18 protein-coding genes and 1 pseudogene are annotated in these 18507 nt (G+C 59.0%); 4 read left to right on the forward strand and 15 right to left on the reverse strand.

The window, feature by feature from the left end; all coding sequences use genetic code 11:
• Positions 1-236: 236 nt before the first annotated feature.
• Positions 237-1427, forward strand: coding sequence for a calcium-binding protein (locus ACCAA_RS22135; RefSeq protein ID WP_245754586.1), 1191 nt, complete (start codon positions 237-239; stop codon positions 1425-1427).
• A 104-nt stretch (positions 1428-1531) separates the two neighbouring features.
• Here ACCAA_RS22135 and ACCAA_RS22140 read toward each other — a convergent pair.
• The 6 genes and pseudogenes from ACCAA_RS22140 to ACCAA_RS14600 form a co-directional block, all read right to left on the reverse strand.
• Positions 1532-1771, reverse strand: a pseudogene (locus ACCAA_RS22140) (alcohol dehydrogenase catalytic domain-containing protein); the annotation flags it as partial.
• A 40-nt stretch (positions 1772-1811) separates the two neighbouring features.
• Complete coding sequence (locus tag ACCAA_RS14580) at positions 1812-2249, reverse strand: ATP-binding protein (RefSeq protein WP_186407978.1); 438 nt, start codon at positions 2247-2249, stop codon at positions 1812-1814.
• A gap of 19 nt (positions 2250-2268) precedes the next feature.
• Positions 2269-2586 (reverse strand): STAS domain-containing protein, encoded by a 318-nt coding sequence (locus tag ACCAA_RS14585; RefSeq protein WP_186407979.1) that lies wholly within the window; start codon positions 2584-2586, stop codon positions 2269-2271.
• Between the two features lie 64 nt (positions 2587-2650).
• The gene (gene glgX, locus ACCAA_RS14590) at positions 2651-4771 is read right to left on the reverse strand and encodes a glycogen debranching protein GlgX (protein WP_186407980.1); all 2121 of its coding nucleotides are present in this window, start codon (positions 4769-4771) and stop codon (positions 2651-2653) included.
• Between the two features lies 1 nt (position 4772).
• Positions 4773-5120, reverse strand: a complete 348-nt coding sequence (locus ACCAA_RS14595; RefSeq protein WP_186407981.1) for an STAS domain-containing protein — start codon at positions 5118-5120, stop codon at positions 4773-4775.
• A gap of 33 nt (positions 5121-5153) precedes the next feature.
• Positions 5154-6983, reverse strand: a complete 1830-nt coding sequence (locus ACCAA_RS14600; protein ID WP_186407982.1) for an AGE family epimerase/isomerase — start codon at positions 6981-6983, stop codon at positions 5154-5156.
• 191 nt (positions 6984-7174) lie between these two features.
• Here ACCAA_RS14600 and ACCAA_RS14605 point away from each other — a divergent pair, with 191 nt between their 5' ends.
• A complete protein-coding gene (locus ACCAA_RS14605) occupies positions 7175-7687 on the forward strand; it encodes a prolyl-tRNA synthetase associated domain-containing protein (protein WP_186407983.1) in 513 nt (170 codons plus the stop codon).
• Between the two features lie 9 nt (positions 7688-7696).
• On the opposite strand, the gene ACCAA_RS14610 is transcribed toward ACCAA_RS14605, so the two are convergent.
• The 7 genes from ACCAA_RS14610 to ACCAA_RS14640 form a co-directional block, all read right to left on the reverse strand.
• Positions 7697-9751: a PP2C family protein-serine/threonine phosphatase gene (locus ACCAA_RS14610; protein ID WP_186407984.1), complete on the reverse strand. Its 2055-nt coding sequence runs from the start codon at positions 9749-9751 to the stop codon at positions 7697-7699.
• Positions 9752-9761: 10 nt separating this feature from the next.
• Positions 9762-10676: an amino acid ABC transporter substrate-binding protein gene (locus ACCAA_RS14615; protein ID WP_186407985.1), complete on the reverse strand. Its 915-nt coding sequence runs from the start codon at positions 10674-10676 to the stop codon at positions 9762-9764.
• A gap of 26 nt (positions 10677-10702) precedes the next feature.
• The gene (locus tag ACCAA_RS14620) at positions 10703-11347 is read right to left on the reverse strand and encodes an ABC transporter permease subunit (RefSeq protein WP_186407986.1); all 645 of its coding nucleotides are present in this window, start codon (positions 11345-11347) and stop codon (positions 10703-10705) included.
• On the reverse strand, positions 11334-12935 hold the full coding sequence (locus ACCAA_RS14625; protein ID WP_186407987.1) for a transporter substrate-binding domain-containing protein: 1602 nt from the start codon (positions 12933-12935) through the stop codon (positions 11334-11336). The genes ACCAA_RS14620 and ACCAA_RS14625 overlap by 14 nt, the downstream gene beginning before the upstream one ends.
• Positions 12932-13768: a class I SAM-dependent methyltransferase gene (locus ACCAA_RS14630; protein WP_186407988.1), complete on the reverse strand. Its 837-nt coding sequence runs from the start codon at positions 13766-13768 to the stop codon at positions 12932-12934. The genes ACCAA_RS14625 and ACCAA_RS14630 overlap by 4 nt, the downstream gene beginning before the upstream one ends.
• A 108-nt stretch (positions 13769-13876) precedes the next feature.
• Positions 13877-14521, reverse strand: a complete 645-nt coding sequence (locus ACCAA_RS14635) for a DJ-1/PfpI family protein (protein WP_186407989.1) — start codon at positions 14519-14521, stop codon at positions 13877-13879.
• Positions 14522-14722: 201 nt separating this feature from the next.
• Positions 14723-15295: a hypothetical protein gene (locus tag ACCAA_RS14640; protein ID WP_186407990.1), complete on the reverse strand. Its 573-nt coding sequence runs from the start codon at positions 15293-15295 to the stop codon at positions 14723-14725.
• Positions 15296-15766: 471 nt separating this feature from the next.
• Between ACCAA_RS14640 and grxD the strand changes: the two genes are divergently transcribed.
• A complete protein-coding gene (gene grxD / locus ACCAA_RS14645) occupies positions 15767-16090 on the forward strand; it encodes a Grx4 family monothiol glutaredoxin (RefSeq protein WP_186407991.1) in 324 nt (107 codons plus the stop codon).
• A gap of 53 nt (positions 16091-16143) precedes the next feature.
• Here grxD and ACCAA_RS14650 read toward each other — a convergent pair whose 3' ends face one another.
• On the reverse strand, positions 16144-16509 hold the full coding sequence (locus tag ACCAA_RS14650; RefSeq protein WP_186407992.1) for a carboxymuconolactone decarboxylase family protein: 366 nt from the start codon (positions 16507-16509) through the stop codon (positions 16144-16146).
• Between the two features lie 122 nt (positions 16510-16631).
• Between ACCAA_RS14650 and ACCAA_RS14655 the strand changes: the two genes are divergently transcribed.
• Positions 16632-17165 carry a hypothetical protein gene (locus ACCAA_RS14655; RefSeq protein ID WP_186407993.1) on the forward strand — a complete coding sequence of 178 codons (534 nt, stop codon included), beginning with the start codon at positions 16632-16634 and terminating at the stop codon, positions 17163-17165.
• A 43-nt stretch (positions 17166-17208) separates the two neighbouring features.
• Here the strand turns inward: ACCAA_RS14655 and ACCAA_RS14660 are convergent, their stop codons facing one another.
• A complete protein-coding gene (locus ACCAA_RS14660) occupies positions 17209-18495 on the reverse strand; it encodes a serine/threonine-protein kinase (RefSeq protein ID WP_186407994.1) in 1287 nt (428 codons plus the stop codon).
• Between the last annotated feature and the right edge of the window lie 12 nt (positions 18496-18507).

The raw sequence follows: 18507 nt of genomic DNA on the forward strand, positions 1-18507 counted from the left end.
CCCGCTACCGGCTGCCGCCTGATTGAGGGGCGGTGCCGGCGAGCGGGGGGCTAAACGATTACTGTTGGAGAGCTCGTTCGAGAGCGCTTAGCCTGGCCGCGAGAGTATTGGCTTTTGCTCGGCTTACGCCACGCGGCGAACGAATATCGCCTTGATGTTTATCTTCGTTGAGCTTGGCAAGTCTTTATGGCGCTGTTCAACAAAAACCCGCAGTCAAAACGTGAGGAGAAACAATAATGCCAGTTATAAGCCTTGATATTATTGGCCAAAGAGATGGACAAGTTTTTTATCCAACCACGCAGCAAGTATCTAAACTGCAGACTGCGATATCGAACAGCGAATTAGCTGTCCTTTCGTCCACCTTTCCAGATCAATTGGGCTTTGTTAGTCATGTTGATTCGACCACGGGCTTGAATCAGTATGACATAGCAATGCAGGCGGTACATGATGGTTTTCCAGGTTATATCATTGTAGCGGCTGATCAATCAGCTTATCCAATGGCAGTTTACGGTACAAATCTTGGCAATGGGATTTCTGTTCTGGCAGATATCCGTATTGTCGAGTTGGCTTTGGATGAGTCCATTCAGGATGCGATGGACAAAGCTCTGACAGCCGCGATCCAGTCTTCTCTCGGTAGCGATTACCCTGATCTGAACATCAATGTCGCATCGACCATGATTACAGGCAATGTGGATATTTCCTTGCCGGGAACGAAGAATGTTACCGGTGGGCCTGTTGATGGTGTGATCAGCGCCATGGCACGAACTTCTGCCGATGGTTCACAGAATATCAGTTTTCATGACTTCCTGTGGAGCCAGATATTGGCGGCAACGGATGCAAAAGGATTGAACTTGCATTTGGAAAATCAATTAAACAATATCGACGGCCTTCGTGGAGGGGCCGGCAACGATGTGCTTGATGGATCCAATAGTGGCGATTATTTGTTGTCAGGCAATGCGGGTAATGACATCATAATCGGAGGCGGGTACTCCGACATAGGGATCAATGTGATAGAGGGTGGTTTGGGCAATGATTCATTGGTTGCGGGAGGTCATAAGACGGGCCAGTTTGACAAATTCCTCGCTGCTAATCCAAGTATTGCAGCAAACGCAGCCAAGGCTCAGTCAAGTGATTTGAATTCAATCATGAACAGCGTTGCCGATAATTCGACAGGAAGATCTTATAATATCTTCACTTTCGACAGCAACAGCGGCAGTGATGCAATCTACAACTTTCACGCCGCAACCGATCAGATTCAAATTCACAAAGGAATTAACAACTCCAATATCGTAGACCTGAGCAGCCTTGTCCAGCACATTACTGTTTCAGGAGACAACCTGAGCATCGACCTGGGCGGTAACAACATAGTGACGCTTCTTGGTGTTGATGTCGCCGGATTGAGTGCAGTAAACGCTTCGTTTGTTTGAACGCAATCAATGGTGGCGGCGACGTAAGAAGAGAACCGTCGTGGAATGAATCCTCGGCGGTTCTTCTCGTTTCGGGCGGCAGAGAAGCCCGGTCCGGGATGGAAGGAGGTCACCCGTGGACCTACCGACTCGACGACACCAGACACATCCCAGCCCAGAATAAAGGGCAATTTATGGTGGAGAAGACCATCGAGAAAGCCTTCGCGGACTTTCCAATCGACCGGGTTCACTCCAGCCGCGTGCACGCGCACCAGGATTTCGCCTTCGGCCGGCTCTGGTCGGGGGACTTCTTCGACCATCAGGACTTCAGGTCCGCCGTATTTGTGGATGCGTATCGCTTTCATAGCCGTTCTCGCCAATGCTTTCACGCCGCGTGGCCGACCTCTACGCCACGCTGTTCGGATCGGGGCATTTGACTGCAAGGGTGTTGCGGTTGACGTTGTCGCAGCGCTGATAGTCAAAGCGATCGACGCCCTGCAGCGCCAGAAAGATCCCCAGGCCGCCGATCTCGCGATCGGACAGTGGTTTGTCGAGGTCTTCGGCGCTTGGCATGCCTTGAGCGCGAGGATCATAGGCGACCCCCGTATCCTCGAGTATCACGGTCAGGTTCTGGTCGCCCCGTTCGATCGATATCACGATGTCACCGGTCAAGCCTTGTTCCTGGTAGCCGTGGATGATGATGTTGGTGGCGATCTCGTCCACAGCCAAGGTCAGACGATAGCCTGCTGCTGCCGCCAAACCTGCTTCCCGGCATGCCTGCGTCACCAGTTGGCGGATCGCCGAAAGCGCCGGCAGGTTGGCCGGGATGGTGTGCCTTGCCATGGAAAGGCACAAGCCGGGCTCAGGGGTAACTTTCCTGAAGGTACACCGACTGGTCGAAGCCGCTCATCAGCAATGTGTTGAGGACCGGGCCGCTGGCGCCGACGACGTGGATGCTGACCTCACGCCCCATGTGCTGCTTGGCAAACACCAGTACGCGCAGGCCGGCACTGGCCATGAATTGTAGCTTGCTGGCGAAGAGGACGAGCTTTTCGGGTTTGTGCTGCGCGACCTGTTCGATGGCCTGACGGAATTCCCCAGCCACCCCAGCATCGAGTTCGCCATCGAGCGTGATCCATGCCTCGCGGCCATTCATTTCCACGATTGTGCTGAATGCCATTATTGCTGTCTCCAAAAATTGATCAAATGGTCAGGTGTCAGGTGTCAGGTGTCAGGTGTCAGGTCTACGGCCGAGGACGCCCGATCAGTATCGCTACTGCCCGTCCACCCACCAGGAAGCTGCGCAGATTGTCCTCCAGCGGGACTTCGTGTCCGGGTTCATGGATGTCATCGGGGGCTGGCAGGCCGGTATTGGCGAACAGGTACCAGTGATAACCGGCGGGTAGTTCGGGTAACTCGAAGGGGAGTGCGTCCCAAAAACTGTTGATCGCCATGTACAGCACGGGGTCGATATTTCCCCCTTGTCCGGCCTGACGTTCACGGAGCATGAAGGCCAGGGTTCGCGAGCCCGGCGACCAGTCAGCGCTCCAGGCTTGCGTGCCATGCCAGATGATGTCGGCCTGGGTGTGACTGCTGGCAAAGAACTCGCGGGCGCGCAACAGCGGCTGCGCCTTGCGCAAAGCGATCATCCGGCGAGCAAAGTTGAACAGGCTGCCGTGACGTTCCAGCAGCGTCCAGTCGAACCAGTTCAGGTCGTTGTCATGGCAATAGGTGTTGTTGTTGCCACGCTGGGTTCGGCCTACCTCATCGCCCATCAGGATCATCGGAACGCCATGGCTCATCAGCAGGATGGCCAGGGCATTCTTGATCATGCGTTGGCGGAGGGCATTGACTTCGGCATCGTCGGTTTCGCCCTCAACGCCACAATTCCAGCTATGGTTATCGTTGCCGCCGTCGCGATTCTGCTCGCCGTTGGCTTCATTGTGTTTGTCGTTGTAGGCGAACAGGTCGTAGAGGGTGAAGCCGTCATGGCAGGTGATGAAGTTGATCGATGCGGTCGGGCCGCGTTGATTCCAGCCGTAGAGATCCGGCGAGCCCTGGATGCGCTCGGCGAGAACGGGGACCATCCCTTCGTCGCCTTTCAGGAAACGGCGGATGTCGTCGCGGTACTTGCCGTTCCACTCGGCCCAGCGCCCGTAGGCAGGGAACGACCCGACCTGATACAGGCCTCCGGCGTCCCAGGCTTCGGCGATCAGCTTGCAGTTGGCGAGCACCGGGTCATAGGCCAGACTTTCCAGTAAGGGTGGGTTGGGCAAGGGGGCGCCGCTCGGAGCACGGCCGAGGATCGACGCCAGATCGAAGCGAAAGCCGTCGATATGGTATTCGGCAGCCCAGTAGCGCAGGCAGTCGAGGACCGTATTGCGTACCACCGGGTTGTTGCAATTGAGCGTGTTGCCGCAGCCACTGAAGTTGTAGTAATAGCCTTCGGGAGTCAGCATGTAGTAGGTCTGGTTATCGATTCCCCGGAAGGAAAGGGTCGGACCCTGCTCGTTGCCTTCGGCCGTGTGGTTGAAAACCACGTCGAGAATGATTTCTATACCGTTGCGGTGGAATTCCTTGACCAGATTCTTGAATTCGTCCACCTCCATCCCGAAGGGTCCGGTGGCCGCATAGCCAGCTTTGGGAGCGAAGAAACCGACCGTGCTGTATCCCCAGTAGTTGTACATCGTCTCGCCGGTGACCGGATTGGGACGGCTGTTTTCGAACTCGTCGAACTCGAAGATGGGCATCAGCTCGACGCAGTTGATCCCCAGTTCTTTGAGATACGGGATCCTGGCAATGATACCCGCATAGGTGCCGGGATACTTGACGCCGGCCGAAGGGTGGGCAGTGAAGCTGCGGGTATGCAGTTCGTAGATCACCAGGTCGGCGAGGGGTGTTTCCAGGGGGCGATCTTCCTCCCAATCGAAATCATCGAAAATCAGTCGGCCACGGTGGGGGTACTGGTCGCTCCAGTCGGGCGGCTTGCCCCAGGCAGTTCGTCCGCCGATCGCTTTGGCGTAGGGGTCGAGCAGAATCTTGGCAGGGTCGAAGCGGTGCCCAGCCGCTGGATCCCAGGGGCCGTCCATGCGGTAGCCATACTCGATGCGCTCGTAATCGAGATCGAAGACCACCATGCACCAGGCGTTGCCAATGCGGAAGGATTGCGGAAAGGGGATCTCCACCAGTGGCTCCGGCGCCCCTTTCTCGAAGAGCACCAGCGTGCACGAGGTCGCATGGCGGGAAGTGATGGCGAAGTTGACGCCACCCGGTACCAGGGTGGTGCCGAAGGGAAAGACATGCCCGGGACGAAATCTGTAAGCCCCCTGCTGGTGAGTCGGATAGAAATCAATGCGCGTATCCATGTCACACCTGCTTGAGGGCCGTCACGGCCTCGTCGACGCTGTTCGCCACGGTGAAAAACTTCAGAAAGCCGGTAATCTCCATGGTGTCCCGGATCGATTCCGGGAGTCCTGCGAGAGCGACACGGCCATTGTGCGCCGCCGCCTGACGGTAGAGCAGGAGCAGCGTCCGCAGACCTGCGCTCGACAGGTAAGTGACCGCGCCGAGATCCAGGATCATCACCGAACCGTCCTCCTGCAGGAGCGGCAGGATCTTGCTCTGCAAACTGGGCGCGGAACTACCGTCTATCTCGCCCGCCACGGCGACGACCGTCATCCCGTCGCGGGGAAAGGCTTTAACCTCGATCGACATCTGCTTGAATCCTTCCCTGAGATTGACGCGCGGCTATTCGACAGGCGTCAGGGTAACCTTGACCCGCACGCTCTGGCGGGAATCGGGTAGCTGCACCGAGAGGGCGTCAGCGTCGAAGGAAGTGTAGGGCCGTCCGTCGATCTCGACGGCGGTGAGTCGGATGCTCCCTTTCGGCAGAATGTCCGGCGCTACGCGCAGGATCCGGTCAGGGAAACCGTCCGGCAGCGGCTTGAAGTACAGGCACATCGGTTGCTTGTTGATCAGCAGGTTGATATAGGTCGCCGACAGGTAACACAACTCGGTGGAGTGATAAGCGCTCATCGAGTGGCTGCCCTTGAGCCGTTCGTTGCCTAGCAGATAGGGCAGCCCGTTGGCCAGCACGTTGAAATAGACACCACCATCGTCGTGATCGAGGAAGAATGCGTTGTAGAAGGCGGCTGCTTCGCGGCCGTGTTTCTGGTAATCGGCCTGGCTCAGGCAACCCTGCAGAATCAGGTAGGCGAGGATCGCCTGCTCCTGCTGCCACCAGGCCTTGCGATCATGCCAGACAAATCGGTGCGCCTCCTCACCCGGGGCGATCACCCGCTCGACCACATCGTACCAGCCACCGCGGACCTGGTCCGAACCGGCATCGGGCATCAGGTGGGCGATCTTCTCGGCCAGCGCCACGTAATGGTCATTCGGACGCATGCTGTGGATGCGCATGAGATTCCAGGCAATCTTGAGATTGTGGCCAACCACCGCGCGGTCCTGCTGCCAGTTCCAGGCACTATCGTGGCTCCAGTCTTCATGGAAACGCTCCTGGACAAACGGAGAATGGTCGTAGTCCGGAAAGTGCTTGACGATGGTGTCTGCGGTGTCAACCAGGAAATCGGCGTACTTGTCGTCGCCAGTGGCTAGCCAGAGGTTGATCAGGTAGGCGGGAGCGTGATCGCCGACCGAATTCCAGTTTTTTCGCGCGCGGTTGTTGCCTTTGTCCAGCAGCGGCGAGCGGGGATCCAGTCCGATCGGATCGATGTGCGAGAAGTAGCCGCCTTGCTCATTATCCTTGTAGTACTTGTCGAACAGATCGATTGTTTTTTCGATATCGTACAGAATGCGCCGGTCGCCGGTAATGCGATAGGTCTGGGTCGGTCCGGCGAGCGCGTAGATCTGCTCGTACATGGGCAACGAATCGAAGTCGTCGCCGAATTCCGAAGTCAGCAACTTGTGCTCGCGGTCGTTGGCAACCTGGATTCCGTGGTACCAGTAAATCAGATCCTCGTCCGGGTCCATGAAGCGCATGTGCGCACGCAGGTATTCCGTCCCTTTTTCGGCGGCCTCGAGAAAACTCTCCTCGCCGGTGAGCATGTAGGCCGAAGCCATGCCGTAAACCATACGGGAAATGGTATCGGTTTCCTGCAGGTAATCGCCTTTCTTGCCACCGGCCAAGTGCAGGATGGTGCGGTAATTGCGATAGTCGATCGACTGGCCGGGGTAGTTGAATTGCCAGCGCAGGTAACTGTTGGCGATGGAGCGGATCTGCTTGATCCACCATTCCGGTTCCTCGTGGCGGTAAACACCGGGTCCCTCACCGGGGAAGACCATCGACTTGACCTCGGCGCGCAATTCGCCCGCCTGCGGATAAAAGATGCAGTAAGCGAAAACCTGCTGGCCCGGTTGTAGCATTTCTGCAATTCGCGAGGTGCAATCCTGGTAGGAGTCCTCGAGGTTCTCGGCGATGCGTGCGTAAGTGTTTGACGTCAAGTAGGCACGAAACTCGCTGCCGTTACTGGTTTTGAGATCAAAGCTGCGGGCGGTGCGATCAAAGTGAGTGACGTAACCGGCAATGGTATCTGAATAGGAATACGCTGGCGTCTTCATGACGGCTCCTCGGGATCTTGGAAATTGTTTGTTCAGTCTGAACGGTGGTGTTACCTTAGCTGCTAATTTAAGGTACGGTCAACTGCTTTTTGCCAATGGCTTGCCGTGCCTGAGTAAATCGATAAATGATGACTTATTCGCTCCGCGGCAGCTTGCCTGCCGGTGACCAAACGCATGGGTGAGGACTCGCAATGCCGCTCGACGAAAGCCAGCCACTGATGACGATGCTCGAAGAATTCGGGATTGCCAGCGCGACGGTCGAGCATCCGTCGCTGCGCACGATTGACGACAGTAGGCGCCTGCGCGGCGATCTGCCCGGGGCGCACGCCAAGAGCCTGTTTCTGAAAGACAGAAGGGGCGGGTACTGGCTGCTGGTGGCGCTGGAGCAGACACGGATCGATCTGCGAGTCGCGGCAAGCGTTTTGCAGGCGCCGCGTTTCTCATTTGCCAGTATGGACGAACTGAGTCGTCTCCTCGGAGTCGTTCCGGGAGCCGTCTCGCCTTTCGCGGCGGTCAACGACGTGCATGGGCGGGTCTGCGTGGTGATCGAGCAACGCGTGCTGGCCAGCGAGCTCATTAACTGCCACCCGCTGAGGAATGACCGCACGACAACGATCGCCACACTCGATCTGGTCAGATTTCTCGAGCAGATCGGACATCCGCCGCGCATCATCGATCTTTCCGGGCTGACGGAAAGCGCGTAGAGGGCTATGTCAGGCGTTCGGCTCATCACGCATCCCCGGAACCCAGCCTGTGCTTGCCCCGTGGTCAGCGTCGCGCGCTGCGTCTTGGTGGGTCGAAGGAGACTCGGCGCCGGCGGGACCATGCCAGCGTAGCGCCAGCAGGGTAATGTCATCGCTCTGCGGATGACCGCCAACGAAAGCCCTGACGGCGTTCATGACGCTTTCGATGATCGTTCGCGCAGAACATTCCGCTGAGATCGCGCCCAGGGTGTCGCCGAGACGTGTCGCCTTGAATAGCTCGTGCTCGCTGTTCATCGCTTCGGTCACCCCGTCGGTGTAGATCACCAGTCCTTCGCCAGGCAGCAAGCGGATGACATCATCCCGGTAAACGGACTCGGCGACGAAGCCGAGTACCAGTCCCCCCTTTTTCTTCTCGATCATTTCCACGCCGTGGCCGCGTCGCAGGGCGAAAGGCAGTTCATGGCCGCCGTCACTGCATCTGATCTCGCCGCTGCACAGGTCGAGAATACCGGCGAAGACGGTCACAAACATGCCTTCCGGATTGTTCTCGCAGAGGGTACGGTTGACCCGCGCCATGATGCCGCTGACCGAGGTGGAGTCGCGCTTCGCCTCCACTGAGAACAGCGTCTTGGTCACCGCCATGAACAGCGCGGCCGGCACACCCTTGTCGGATACGTCGCCGATCAGGAAGAACAGCCGGCGCTCGTCGAGCAGGAAAAAGTCGAACAGGTCGCCGCCTACGGCCTTGGCAGGTTCCAGCACCGCATGCAGGTCGAAGCCTGCGTCGGTCGGCAACTCGACGGCGTGCGGCAGCATACCCATCTGGATATTGCGTGCCGCTGACATCTCGCCCTCGATCCGCTCCTTGGCAGCCGTTGTGGCCTTGAGGTCCGCGATATACGTCTTGAGCGTGGTGACCATCGAGTACAGTGCGTTGCCCAGATAACCGACTTCATCGTTGCGGTTTTCCGACACCTTGAGCAGTTCCGCATGCATCTCCTCATCGGGATCGAAGTTGTGTTCCACCAGACGACGGGTCTGCACGGCAAGGCGCGCCAGCGGCCGGACGATGCGGTCGAGAAAGGGTAGGGCCAGGGCCATTCCCAGGACCAGCAACAACACAGTAATCCCGCCGCCGACCGTCAGCAGTGAATTGAGCTCCGCCTTCATGTCGACCGGCAGGCGCATCAGCGCGGCCCCATTCGGCAACCCGTCTGCGCCAAAAATGGGCGCCGCAACGTAGAGCAGAGCGTGCTGGAAGGGGACCTTGTTATCAAGATGCGAGGCGGGCGCGCTATTCCTGATCACTGTTTCCACGAAGCTGCGCTCGGTATCGCTCAGTGTGGCACTCGTGTCGAAGCTGGCGACCGAAGAGACAGCCAAGGGATGGAGGTTTTCGTCGAATATCCAGATGGTGTCAATCAGCGCCGCCGACAGAACGGTGTCCAACATCCGTTTGAGGCCGACACCGCGGATGATCTTGTTGGCTCGGTTCGGGAGACGGGCGATCAGGGCCATGCCGCCGCTCCGGTCCGGCATCGTAACCGCGCCGTAGTACAACTCCCGATGGTCAAGATCGCGGTGCTGAAGGTCAGTGGACACGCTAAACTGGTCACCGTCCAGTAGCGGCTTGAAGGCCGGCTGCAGCGTGAAGCCGGAGTCAACGGCGACGGTCGCGTCGATATCGTCGAGCGACCAGTAGAGCGGGCTGCCGTTGACGTCGGTCACCCAGATTTCCGGGATGCCATTGCGCGCGGCGAGGGTTCGCAGAGCTCGGTTGATATCCGTCGCCGAGGCCTTTTTCTGGCGCGCCAGGTACGTCAGTTCGGCAACAATATCTGCCTGGGTGCGTACGTTCTTGTCGACGATCTGCTCAACGACCGCTGGCACTTGCTGGATGAAAGTGACGGACTGGGCAAGCGTCTGGGCAATCAGAGTTCCCTCCCGATCGGTACGTTCCAGAACCGACTGCCAGGACACATAGGCGAACACCCCGGCGGTGCTTGGCAGACCGATGGCGATGAGCGTCGTGACGAGGAGGAAGAGCCGCTGGCGCAGAGTCATGGCGACGACCCTATTTCAGCCAGATGATCGAAGCGGACAGGCGCTGTGCGATGGTATAGTCCAGCGGGAAATAGATGACCCCGCGTGGCCCGAACCATTTGTCGTAGATGTCGAAATAGCCACCACGGTACTGGTCGATGCCTTCGAGGAGTCCGGCGAATACCTCGTTGACGAAAGCGCGCCATTCAGAGTCGTTCTGAGGCAGGCTGCAGGCCATCGATTCATAGGATAGCTCCTCTGTCCGCGGCAGCAGGACGACCTTGCTCTTGAGAGGACTCTTCTCGACGATGGCCCGCAACACGATCCCGACATTGGATAGCCCGTCGAGTTCTCCGCGTGCGAACATCCTGAAGCCGGTGTCCATGTCGGGGACCTCGACGATCACTGCATCCGGCACGTGCTGTTTGAGAATGCCGGCGGTCGTCGTGCCGGCGCCGACGCCGATGCGTTTGCCGCGCAGATCGGCGAAGCCCTTGGCCGTCGTGCGCAGGAGCATGATGCGGGTGCCGTTGCCGAAGAACGGGATCGAGAAATCCACCACTTTCTGACGTTCCCAGGTGGGCGTGGTGATGCCGCATTCGATGTCGATGGCGTGACTGGCGACCAAGTTCAGGCGATCGTGCGCCGTGGTCACGCGCAGCCTCGTTTCAATTTCGCGATCGAACTTCTTCGCCAGCTTCTGGCGAAGAAGTTCGATCAGGTCGACCGAGAACCCGACCAGTCGTTCATCCCTTTCTCCCGCGACCTTGGCGCGGTAACCAAATGGCATGGCATCCGCGCGGGTTCCGGCGTTGAGGACGCCGGTGTTCCCGATGCGCTCGATCGTCGACTCGGCCCATACCGGGTCCGGCGCGGCGAAAGCGAGCAGCGCTGCAGCCGTCAGGCCTGGCAGGCAACGGCGAAGAATTGCGCTAGTCTGTTTCAATGTTTTCCCCACAAGTCGCCCGCCGTTTACGGCGTCGCGGTGCCGATGCGCGCCAGCAGGCGCCGCCTCGCGTAGCCCATTGCCCAGTTCAGCGGGAAGCAGAACAGCAGAAAGTAGCTGATGGCGTAAGTGTATACCCACAACATCGTTTCATCGCCGCCCACCGCGGCGATGACGATGTTGCAGCGTGACACGATCTCACCCACGCCGATCACCGAAGCGGTGCTTGATGCCATGACGATAGTCACCAGGTAAGACGTCCAGCTCGGGATGAAGAGCAGCGCTGCCGCATGATTCCGGCTTTGCTGATGGCGCAGCGCGACCAGCAGGTTGTCGGAGACGAAACCGATCACCGCCACCGAGAGCGCCAGCGACGCTTTGAGCCAGGCGGGAACGGCGTAGAGATTGCCCGCCACTTCGAGCTCCGCCGGAATCAGGAACGCCAGGTAGAACAGGAAGACAAAGGTCGGGATATTGCGCGTCAGTTCGGTGACCACCAGGCTGGCGTGCGCCAGGGGCTTCCGACTGGACAGGCGCAGCCGTGCCAGGACCGCGCCGAGCACGGTGCCAATGGCCATCGCGACCAGCGAGATCAGGATGTTCCACGCGAAGCCGAGCGCCAGGAACGGCGTCCAGGTCAGCAGCATGGCGACGATCTCAGCGGTTGCCACTCTGTAGCATCCTCCGCTCGAGAAAGTTGAAGATCTGCACGATGGCCATCACCAGCAGGAAGTAGGTGATCATCAGAACGTTCATCATCACCGCGGGGTTGCCCTGTTCGGCGACGATGGCGGTGGCGGCCGAGACAAGTTCCGGTACCCCAATCACGCTGGCCATGGCCGTCGCCTTGACGACGTTGACCAGCGAAGCGACCACCGGGGCATAAGCGAGGCGAAGCGCTTGCGACAGGTTGCGCCGGCGCAGGGAAAAACCGGCTTCCTGCTCCTTGAGTACGGCGACCGCATCGAGCAGGGCGGAAACGATGGCGCAGCCGGTATAGGTCGACAGGCAGAAGATGGCGATCGCGGCGCCGTCGAAAGTCCAGCCGAAACGGCTGACGATGATGCGCCCGATGCCGAAGAAAACCAGGTAGATCAGCAAGAGCGGCGGCGTCATCCGGCCGAGAGCGGCGGAAATTCGAACCAAGCCGCTCAATAAGGGGATGCCCGACTCGGCCACCAGCGCACCAAGGCAGCCTACGGCAAGGCTGCCGGCAATGCATGCGACCATCAACTGCAGCGTGACCCAGAGGCCGTGCAGGAAGAGTTGGCGATCATAGGCGTCGTGGATGATTGCCAGGTCCAATCCCGCTTGTTCCTTGAGCAGCAGGCCGAAGCGCTGCATTCCGTCGACGTCGGCGGAGCTTAGAAGGAACTTGTTACGGCACTCAACAGGCCATTTGTCGTTGCTCTGTCGCGCGCAGAGAGGGCTTCCGTCGGGCTGAAGCCGCGTCCAAAGTTCGCGCATGTCGGTCAGGAAGTGGTTTGGCTTGATTCCCCAGCGCTGCTCGCTTTCGATCAGCCACCCACTACGGTGCCAGTCGGCAATCGCTTCGGAGACCGCGTGCTCGAATCGCGATCCCTGTTCCGTGGAGGCCAGGGCGATGGCCCATGGCGAGACCATCATCGAAGGCAGCGGCGTCTCGAAGCGGGCCCATTCCGGATCGCCCAGAACACCAACGATGCCCGTGTCATCGTAAAGCCAGGCCACGCAGCGCCCGTCTCGCAGGGCCAAGCCGGTGTCGCGCGTGCCGTTGAAAACCTGCAGATCGAGCAGGAAGCGTTGGGCCATCGCGCGATTGAAGTAGGCGCCCTGGGTGGCACACACTTTCTTGCCGCGCAGGTCCGCCCAACTCGACAGGCGGCTATGGGGGGACGTCACTACCGTTGCGCCACTGGCGTAGTAGCTTGGCTCGACCAGGGTGGCAATCTGTCGGCGCTGCGGGGTGTCGGCGAGGGTGGCGACGACCAGGTCAATGGCGCCCTCGTCGAGCTTTTGCAACCGGTTGGTGGAACTCACCGCGACCAACTGCAAGCGGACGCCCAGGCGGCGCGCGATTTCGGCAGCAAGATCGGGCTCGAAGCCGATCAAGCGGGCATTGCCGTCCAGCATGCCGAATGGCGGATAGTCGGATTTGACGCCGGCGATCAGGATTCCGCGCTTCTGGATCAGATCGAGCCGGTCGGCAAACGCTTCCCGGCCAGCAAAGATGGCCATCAACGCCAGCAGGCAGGCGGTACAGAATTTCACACGGCTCATCGCCCGTCTTGTTCCGCTCGGCCGCGAGCGGTATTGTCGGCCTGGCTTGGCACCTCGGCCACGGCAAGAAAACCGTAAGCGTGGCGCAGTGGTACGAACGCCGCCAGCAGTCGGTCCACACCGCGCAGCAAGGCCGACCTGACGATGCCGCTCTCCGGCAGAAAGCTCTCGGCACCGAGGTGGATCAGGCGGAATCCCTGTTGTTCAAGGTCATGGACGAACTCTTCGAGGGTGTACAGGTGGTAGTACATTTCTACTACTATTTGATTGGTCGTCCGTTCGTAAAGGATGTCGCCCGTTTCCAGATGTCCCGCCTGTACCAGCCGTTGGGCAGCCGCCTGCTGGCTCGAAAAACGTCGCGCGGCGTTAGGCACCGTAACGACGATCCGCCCTCCCGGTCGCAGCAGTTCGCGGATGGCGGCGAGCGTCTCGCGGCGCAACGTGCGGGAATAAATGTGACCGAGGACACCAAACAGCATGATCGCCAGATCGAACCTCTCGTCCCGGCCAACGCTCTTGGCTACCACCGAAAGATCGCCAAGCACCGGCCGCAAGCGGCCGCAAGCGACATGCCGGGAGCAGCGAATGGTCAACTCGTCAATGGCTTCCCGGCTGATGTCGCAGGCGACAATCGTTGCCGCAGTTCGCTCAAGCAGCGCTTCGGCATAACGCCCGCTGCCGCAACCGACGTCGAGAACCCGATGGCCCTGCGCGCCGATCTCGCGAACAACGGTGGCGAAGGTCGACGGGTTTGGCTGTGGGTATCTCTTGTCGTACAGCCCGCTGGCAAAATACTGGTTGTAGTTCTCGACGACAGAGATTGGCAGCGGCATCCATCACTTTCCACGACAAAACCGACGGGGTGAGCCGCGCAGGGGGAGGAGTGGTCCCGGCAGCGGCGCGCACGAGAAAGGGCGCGAGATTGAGCCGCCAGAGCTGGGCTAATTCCCTTTCTCGATTTCGCTCAGGAAGGTGGTGATGAACTGCTCGGTTGTTCCCGGGTGCTTGCCGGTGATCAGGTTGCCATCAACGACCAGATCGACGGTGCCTTCGGGACCATAGACGACTTCCGCGCCGGCATTCTCGACGTCACAAATGATGTTGTGCGCGCAAGTGACCCGACGCCCTTGCAGGAGGGCGCGGTCGGCGCACAGCAACCACAAGCTGTGGCAGATCGTACCGACCTTCAATTCGCGAGTGGCAAGCGCCTGGCGCATGAAGACCACCGCTGGGGCTTGGTTCGGTTCACCCTTGCGGGGAGCGACCTGGTAGCGCAGGCGGTCGCTGGCGTAGGCCCCGATGATGATTATGCCCTTGAAATCAGCTGGCTTGACGGAGTCGATTTCGGTTTCGACCAGCACATGTTCCTCGACCCACCCGTTGTCTGGATTGGCACCGAAAGTGAGGCTGGCATTGCCCCACAGGTGCGAGAGATAAACCACCTGGTATCCGTGCTTGGGGAACAACTCGTTGAACAGGCGATACTCCGTCATGTCGAAGTGTTCTTCAATCAAGACGCCGATCTTGCCCTTGCGCGGTTCGCCAACGATGCCGCGCAGTGGTGGGGGGGTAGAGTTTTCAGTCATGGCGCGATTCCTTGCGTAGAGTTGAACACAGTCATGGAAGACCGATGTTTGCCGTGGGCGGCGGTCGCCGCGGAGCAATTCTATGAGGCAGCTGGTGGTGCAATTTCATTGAGAACGCCAAAGCAAGCGACGACCTTGTTGAATCTGGCATGGACGGCCAGGAACAAGATAACCTCTTCCACTTCCCGTCTCATGAGACTCTCAATTCGCAGTGTTGAGTCGATCCAGCAACTCGGGGGAGGCAAAGACATCGCGGTAGAAGGTGAGCTGCTCTCCCTTGAAATGACATCCCCCGCGATGGCCACGACGCGCCCAGGCGACGCTTCCTTTGGCAGTCACTTCGTGGGTTTCCACATCGAGACAGCTCCACTCGAACCACACGAACTCACTGTGGAACATCACGATAGGCCAGCACATGACTACGCCAGGTTGAGCGATGAGCGCCCACCAATGCTTTTCGCGCGACTTTTGCTCCTCCAGTCCATAGTAAGGCCCATCCTGGCAAAAATAGACGATATCGTCGCGGTACTCACCTGTAAGGAGGTCACCCCGCGCCTGTCTCAAGGCCTCGCAATGAGTCGGCCACCATTCCTTGTTTTCATTTTCGATCTGCTCGGCCGTGTAGTCAGGGCCTATTTCCGGCAGCGTTTTTTCCTTGAGTCCAATGAATTTTTCGGCCGATTTAATCAGAGTTCTTGCCAGCTCGGGCGCTACAGGTTCGGGCTTTGAATAATCAGCCAATAACTCTTGGTAGTAGTTCGTTCTCTTCTTCATTCAGTCCTCCTGTGTTTTAGGAATATTCGACCATGAAATTCACTGCTTTCGGAAATACACTCCTGCAAAAAGTGTCTTGCACATCGCCAGATACCTGATTGAGAGTATAGGTAGCCCCATCAATCATTGTCAATTGCGAACCTGCCCCCGATGTCCTGAGAAGCCGCGTCGCGAAACTGGAACGGTATATGCGAATGCCCTGTCCAGGGTACCGTTGGTCGAATTCTACCCTGGCTTCGCGCTTCGCTGCTGTGGCGGGTCGGGGCCAACTACCAAGCGTTTGTGGTGGGGTCGCCGCGGTTGATGCTCATCCGCCGGCCGGGGCGACACTCCTGTCGAACAAACTCACCGCAAGGCCAGCCCGTTGAGTGCGGTGGCCAAGGCATGGCTCGGCGTTGACGATGGGTGCAAGCAGCAGGTACACTATTGCTTGATGGATTTTCTCAACTATTGGTAAGACGAGGTTTTCTCATGGATGCCCAGCAACTGATCAAGGAACAGGTCACCAGCAACCCGGTGGTGCTCTACATGAAGGGCACGCCACAGTTTCCGCAATGTGGTTTCTCGGCGACCACGGTGCAGATCCTCAAGGCCTGTGGCGTGTCGACCTTTCTCAGCGTCAACGTGCTGGAAAATCCGGAAATTCGCAACGGCATCAAGGAGTATGCGAACTGGCCGACGATTCCTCAGCTCTACGTGCGCGGCGAGTTCATCGGTGGCTGTGACATCATGCGCGAGATGTACGAGGACGGCGAGTTGCAGAAGCTGCTTGAAGGTCTCGTCGAGCCGGTCTGACGGGCGCGCGCCCCGCCAGTCGAGCGGCGTGCCGGGCGATCCCCTGCTGCTGCTCAGGCGGCGGGCTTCGCTGGCCTGGCGGCGCTGAACTCCTCATAGGCACGGACTGCTTCGGCGGCGTACATCAGCGACGGGCCGCCGCCCATGTAGGTGCACACGGCCAGCGTTTCCATCAATTGAGCACGGCTGACGCCCAGGCGAATCAGGGCCTTGACATGAAAACCGACGCAGGCATCACAGCGGCTGGCAATGCCGATGGCCAGGGCGATCAGCTCCTTGTCGAGCACTGAGAGTACGCCCGGTGCGAGTGCCGCCTTGGCCATCGCGTTGAAACCCTGCATCGTTTCGGGAATGTCATGGCGCAAGGAGCCGAGCGCCTGCGAAACATCGTGCGTAATGGTGGTGAAGGACTTGCTCATGATAGACTGGCTCGCATAATAAGAAAACTCTAATATACATCCTGGAACTTCTTTGGGCAAGCTCGCTCACAGGGACACCGGTTGTCGCCCTTGTCGGCCATGCTCAGATCACGGAGGTAGCAATGAATGCGAACCGATTGCCTTGGCCACTCCTGCTGATTTGTGTCGGTGCAGCATGGCTGCTGTCGGCTTGTGCGAGCTACAGTGGCTACGGCCTGAAGCCAGGCGTGGCGACCGTGGCTGAGGTGATCGAGACGATGGGCAAGCCGGCCTTGAGTTGGCAGGATTCCGATGGCAGTGAACAGCTCGCCTACCCGAGAGGGCCGGCGGGTACGCAGACATTCATGGCCTTCATTACGCCGGATGGACGGCTGCAGCGCATAGAACCCGTGCTGAACATGGAGCACTTTGCTCGCGTTCAGGCGGGGATGAACCAGGATTCGGTGCTGCGTCTGCTTGGCCCGTCAGTTCCCCAGTGGACGGAGTATTTCAAGGCACGCGACGAACTGGTCTCGGAGTGGCAGTTCTGCGACAGCTGGAATCAGCTCGCGCGCTTCGACGTACTGTTCGACGCCACCAGCGGTATCGTTCGCACCGCCTACCAGCGGCAAGCACTGATGGGCGCCAACGGGGTGGCGCCGTGGTGTGGGCAATAGTGCCAGCAGGCTCACGGTTGGCGACGCCGGCCGGCTTCAACTCCTAGAAGCTGATCAGACGAACGTTCGAAGAGCTCAGGCGTTCACTGAGCACAGCGAGGAAGGACTGGTAGAAGTGAATTCGGCAGGTTTCGGAAGATGTCTGCAGAGCGCTGGCGCTTATTCTCACCAGTTTTGCCGGGGTCCGCGTGACGATGTCGGCGCCCCGCTGTGACCTCGTTTTGCCGATCACTGCCATCTCGCCGAAACAGTCGCCAGTGGTCAGCAGATCCAGAACCAGGCCGTTCTTGAGTACCTTCAATTCCCCTTCGGCGAGGAGATAGAAGAAATCCCCGGGCTCTCCGTCCCGAATGATCACCGTATCGGGTGGAACGCGGTCCCAGTGGGAAAAACGCACGACCTCCCAGATCTCGACATCGGAGAACTCCGCGAAGAAGGCAAAGGAACGCAGCGTTTCGAACTTCTCAAGGTCAGGCATGTGCTCGCTGGGCATCTTGAGTTGCCGGTCACGAAAGGCCTGCGCCAGATCGTGTGAGAATTCCTTCCAGTGGGTGTAGCGCTTATGGAGTTTCTTGTTCATTGCCCGCGCGACGATCGCGTCGAGCGCTTCCGGAATGTCGCTGCGTATCTCCGAAGGTGGGCGGGGCTCGGTGTGGATGATCCGGTAGATCATGTCGTAACTGTTGCGCCCCTGAAAAGGGAGTTGTCCGGTCAGTAACTGATACATGACGACGCCGAGCGAGTAGATATCGGTCTGATGGTCCAGCGTCTGTTCTTTCACCTGTTGTGGCGACATATACGCAGGCGATCCGATACCCAGAACCAGCGTGCGGTCTGGCGAGCCGATGATGGCGGCACCAAAGTCCGAGATCTTGATGTCACCATCGTTCGGGTCAGTGCTGGTGAACAGGATATTGGCCGGCTTGATGTCACGGTGAATGATTCCGGCCCGGAAGGCAAAATCGAGCGCACGCGTGCACTTGAAAATGATCTCGACGATGCGCTCGAGCGGCAGCAGTCTGTCGGGTGCGCAAACAGTCTCCAGAGTGCCGCCCGCGACATATTCCATCACGATATAGCAGAGCTTGTCACCGACCACTGCGTCGTAAGTCTGCACAATGTGCGGGTGCGACAGTCTGCCGATCAGCGCCGCCTCGTTGAGAAAAAGGTGGGTATAGAGACGGCCCCGTTTCGGGTCTTTCAGAATACCGGGAAACGCAATCTTGACCGCCACTTCGCGTTGCGTGAAAGGGTCGCTTCCCAGGTAGACGGTCGACGTGGCGCCGCGGCCGATTTCGCGGACGAGTTCGTATTTGCCGATCTTCTCCATGTCTTGAGTGCT

This window comes from Candidatus Accumulibacter aalborgensis (assembly GCF_900089955.1).
In the GTDB taxonomy this organism is placed as follows: domain Bacteria; phylum Pseudomonadota; class Gammaproteobacteria; order Burkholderiales; family Rhodocyclaceae; genus Accumulibacter; species Accumulibacter aalborgensis.

Bases quoted from the DNA above. Each gene is read 5' to 3' on its own strand.
- ACCAA_RS22135 (WP_245754586.1), top strand. From the start codon at position 237: ATGCCAGTTATAAGCCTTGATATTATTGGCCAAAGAGATGGACAAGTT.
- ACCAA_RS14580 (WP_186407978.1), bottom strand. From the start codon at position 2,249: ATGGCAAGGCACACCATCCCGGCCAACCTGCCGGCGCTTTCGGCGATC.
- ACCAA_RS14585 (WP_186407979.1), bottom strand. From the start codon at position 2,586: ATGGCATTCAGCACAATCGTGGAAATGAATGGCCGCGAGGCATGGATC.
- glgX (WP_186407980.1), bottom strand. From the start codon at position 4,771: ATGGATACGCGCATTGATTTCTATCCGACTCACCAGCAGGGGGCTTAC.
- ACCAA_RS14595 (WP_186407981.1), bottom strand. From the start codon at position 5,120: ATGTCGATCGAGGTTAAAGCCTTTCCCCGCGACGGGATGACGGTCGTC.
- ACCAA_RS14600 (WP_186407982.1), bottom strand. From the start codon at position 6,983: ATGAAGACGCCAGCGTATTCCTATTCAGATACCATTGCCGGTTACGTC.
- ACCAA_RS14605 (WP_186407983.1), top strand. From the start codon at position 7,175: ATGCCGCTCGACGAAAGCCAGCCACTGATGACGATGCTCGAAGAATTC.
- ACCAA_RS14610 (WP_186407984.1), bottom strand. From the start codon at position 9,751: ATGACTCTGCGCCAGCGGCTCTTCCTCCTCGTCACGACGCTCATCGCC.
- ACCAA_RS14625 (WP_186407987.1), bottom strand. From the start codon at position 12,935: ATGAGCCGTGTGAAATTCTGTACCGCCTGCCTGCTGGCGTTGATGGCC.
- ACCAA_RS14630 (WP_186407988.1), bottom strand. From the start codon at position 13,768: ATGCCGCTGCCAATCTCTGTCGTCGAGAACTACAACCAGTATTTTGCC.
- ACCAA_RS14635 (WP_186407989.1), bottom strand. From the start codon at position 14,521: ATGACTGAAAACTCTACCCCCCCACCACTGCGCGGCATCGTTGGCGAA.
- ACCAA_RS14640 (WP_186407990.1), bottom strand. From the start codon at position 15,295: ATGAAGAAGAGAACGAACTACTACCAAGAGTTATTGGCTGATTATTCA.
- grxD (WP_186407991.1), top strand. From the start codon at position 15,767: ATGGATGCCCAGCAACTGATCAAGGAACAGGTCACCAGCAACCCGGTG.
- ACCAA_RS14650 (WP_186407992.1), bottom strand. From the start codon at position 16,509: ATGAGCAAGTCCTTCACCACCATTACGCACGATGTTTCGCAGGCGCTC.
- ACCAA_RS14655 (WP_186407993.1), top strand. From the start codon at position 16,632: ATGAATGCGAACCGATTGCCTTGGCCACTCCTGCTGATTTGTGTCGGT.
- ACCAA_RS14660 (WP_186407994.1), bottom strand. From the start codon at position 18,495: ATGGAGAAGATCGGCAAATACGAACTCGTCCGCGAAATCGGCCGCGGC.